2 protein-coding genes are annotated in these 3,381 nt (G+C 31.7%); both read left to right on the top strand.

The features are described 5' to 3' along the window. Window positions 1-423 precede the first annotated feature (423 nt). A complete protein-coding gene (locus FWJ34_RS18815) occupies window positions 424-1,569 on the top strand; it encodes an acyl-CoA dehydrogenase family protein (RefSeq protein ID WP_308256864.1) in 1,146 nt (381 codons plus the stop codon). Window positions 1,570-1,747: 178 nt separating this feature from the next. After that, the coding region (locus FWJ34_RS18810; protein ID WP_308256863.1) for an AMP-binding protein at window positions 1,748-3,381 on the top strand (1,634 nt) is incomplete at its 3' end.

Genomic DNA, 3,381 nt, shown 5'->3' with positions numbered 1-3,381 from the left:
ATATGAAATAAATCGAAACTTTAAATTAGTAAATTTGACTCTGTAGTATGCTTTAATCTTTAGTTATCAAGCTGTTTGAAAATATTTAATAATAGTTAAAATCGGAAACTGACAAAAGAGGGATAGTGTGGGCTTCATCCTTCACAGATTCTAAGTACCTATAGTGTTTATCAAAAGCAACAATTAAAATTATTTAACTTAACTAATAATTAATTAATAAAATTTTTCCAAGAGGATGGAAAAAAACTTTTTGGTTATTATTAAAAAAAATCTTTAAGGAGTAATATCAAGTTCGGATAATAACTAATAATAAAACTTTGTGTCCTTATTTCTTTGCGTCTTTGCTCTCCCCTATTAGGGAGGATAAAGGGGGGGTTGCGGGATAGTACAATTATTTAATCGAACCTGATATAAATTTAGTTTATGGATTTTAGCTGGAATGAAACACAAATTAACCTCAAAAAAAAGATTCTTGAATTTGCTCAACAAGAATTAAAGGAAGATTTAATTAAACTAGATCAAGAGAAAAAATTTAATCAAATAGACTGGTATAAATGGGCAGATTTTGGCATTCAATCTTTGATTGTACCTCAAAAATATGGTGGTCAAGAATTAGATATTTTATCAATAACTTATGCCCTAGAAAGTTTAGGTTATGCTTATGAAGATAATGGGTTAATTTTTGCGATGAATGCTCATATTTGGGCTTGTGAATTGCCAATTATCACTTTTGGTACAGAAGCACAAAAACAAAAATACCTACCTCTTTTAGCTCAAGGAAAATGGATTGGCAGTCATGGTGTAAGTGAACCTTCTACTGGTTCTGATGTTTATAGTCTAAAAACTATTGCCGAAAAAAAAGATGATCAATATATTCTTAATGGACATAAAATTTTTGTTACTAATGGCTCGATCGCTGATTTAATAATCATTTTTGCTAATGTTGATCTAGAGCAAAATAAAAGAGGGATTATGGCTTTTTTAATCGAAAAAGATACTGAGGGTTTAATAATTAAAAGAACTATCTCAAAAATGGGTTTATCTACAGCTCAAATGGGAGAAATAATTTTAGATAATTGTGTTATTCCATCAGAAAATATTTTAGGTAAAGAAGGAAGTGGCATGGCGATTTTTAGTCATGCGATGGAATGGGAAAGAGGTTTTATTCTAGCCAGTGCAGTAGGCACAATAGAGCGAATTTTAGAGCGATGTGTTAAATATGCCCGTCAGCGTCAGCAATTTGGGCAACCGATCAGTAAATTTCAGTTAATTGCCCAGAAAATAGCGAATATGAAGTTAAGGTTAGAAACCGCTCGAAATTTATTATATAAAATGGCATGGTTAAAAAAAAGTGACAAACCAGCTTTATTAGAAGCCGCTATGACGAAACTTTATTTAAGTCAAGCATGGATAGATTGTTGTTTAGATGCTATTTCTATTCATGGAGGTTATGGTTATTTAACTGAATTTGAATTAGAAAGAGAATTACGAGATGCAATGGGTAGTCAGTCATATTCAGGTACATCGGAAATTCAATCTTTAATTATTGCTAAATATTTGGGACTGTAGGTATTATTTTCGGTGATTGAACTAAGTACCTCCACTTCTATGAAAATACTAATAATACAGCGAAACACATAAATTTCTCGTTGGTTTTAAAAGTTTTCTCTGCTTTGCCCACCCTACAGTGTATTTTTTATTATACTTGTTTCTAATAAATTACTGATAAAAAATTAGAGTTAATTTTATGGAAAATTTATTACATCAACTTTTACAACAAAGTTCTTTAAAATATCCCTATAAGATTGCTGTTATTGAGGGGGAAAATAAGATTACTTATCAACAATTAGATCTCATTTCTAACCAATTAGCCCATAATTTAATCCAATCTGGGTGCAAAAAAAGCGATCGCATTGGCATTTATCTAAATAAATCAATTTCTGCAATAATTAGCATTTTTGGGATATTAAAAGCAGGAGGAATATATGTGCCTTTACCAACTTCCGCACCTTTAAATAGAATCATCTCTTTAATAGAAGATGCTGAAATTCACATAATTATTACCAATGAAAAGCAATTCAAATCACTAGACAAATTTTTAGATTCATCTTCCCCTTTAAATACGGTTATTTTTACCGATAATAGTTTTACTAACTCCACTAATTATTCTCAACAATTAATCAACTGGCAAGAAATTTTACATTCTGTTTCGATCGCCCCTAGCCTCCCTTTGAAAGATGGGAATTTACAGACAATGGGGGAGAAAGTCCTCCTTAGTAAGGGGGATTTAGGGGGATCTAAAACGAATCAAACAACCTCTAACTATTCAGATACAAATTTACAACCCGAAGATATTGCTTATATCCTTTATACATCAGGTTCTACAGGAAAGCCAAAAGGTGTCATGATTTCTCATGATGCGTCTCTTAACTTCGTCAATTGGTCTTATAATTGTTTTCAGGTACAACCAAGCGATCGCCTTTCCAATCACGCACCGTTACATTTTGATTTATCTATTTTCGACATCTTTACTACTATTAAAGCAGGGGCAACTGTTATTTTAATTCCTCCTAGCTTATCGGTATTTCCGCTTAATTTAGCCCGTTATATTGCTGAACAAAAAATTACGATTTGGTATTCTGTTCCCTCAATTTTGATTCAGTTAATTTTACAAGGAGAATTACAACTAGAACAATTTTCTCATTTAAGACATATTTTATTTGCAGGAGAAGTGTTTCCCCTTAAATATTTAAAACAATTGATGGAAATATTACCCAATGTAAATTATCATAACCTTTACGGACCAACCGAAACAAATGTATGTACCTATTATCCTGTGACGAAAATTCCTGACGATGAAGAAAATAGTTTACCCATTGGCAAAGCCTGTGCTAATTTGGAGGTTTTTGCGATTAATCAGCAAGGAAAAATAGCAGAAATTGAGGAAATAGGAGAACTTTATGTATCAGGTTTATCTTTGATGAGTGGTTATTGGGGAATGTCACAAGCAACAGATCAAGTTTTAGTCAAAGATCCTCGTTTTTCCGAATCTACCACTAAAGTTTATCGTACAGGAGATTTAATCAAACTAAAAAAAGATGGTAACTATTTATTTCTTGGTCGTCAAGACAATCAAATCAAAAGTCGAGGTTATCGTATTGACTTGGGCGAAATTGAGTCTATAATTTACAAAAATCCGAATGTTAAAGAAGGAGTAGTTATTGCTATTCCCGATGAACAAATCGGCAATAAACTTCAAGCTTTTGTGGTTTTATTACCGAATCTATATATAAATACCAGAGATTTAACTTCTTTTTGTGCTAAATATTTACCTAAATATATGATTCCTGAGTTTGAAATTAGGGCTAGTTTACCGAAAAC

Source organism: Geminocystis sp. GBBB08 (assembly GCF_016743215.1).
In the GTDB taxonomy this organism is placed as follows: domain Bacteria; phylum Cyanobacteriota; class Cyanobacteriia; order Cyanobacteriales; family Cyanobacteriaceae; genus Geminocystis.
The sequence above is the reverse complement of the archived record's forward strand: the minus strand, read 5'-3'. Positions and strand labels throughout refer to the sequence as shown.

Coding starts and splice junctions, on each gene's coding strand:
- FWJ34_RS18815 (WP_308256864.1), top strand. CDS start 424: ATGGATTTTAGCTGGAATGAAACACAAATTAACCTCAAAAAAAAGATT.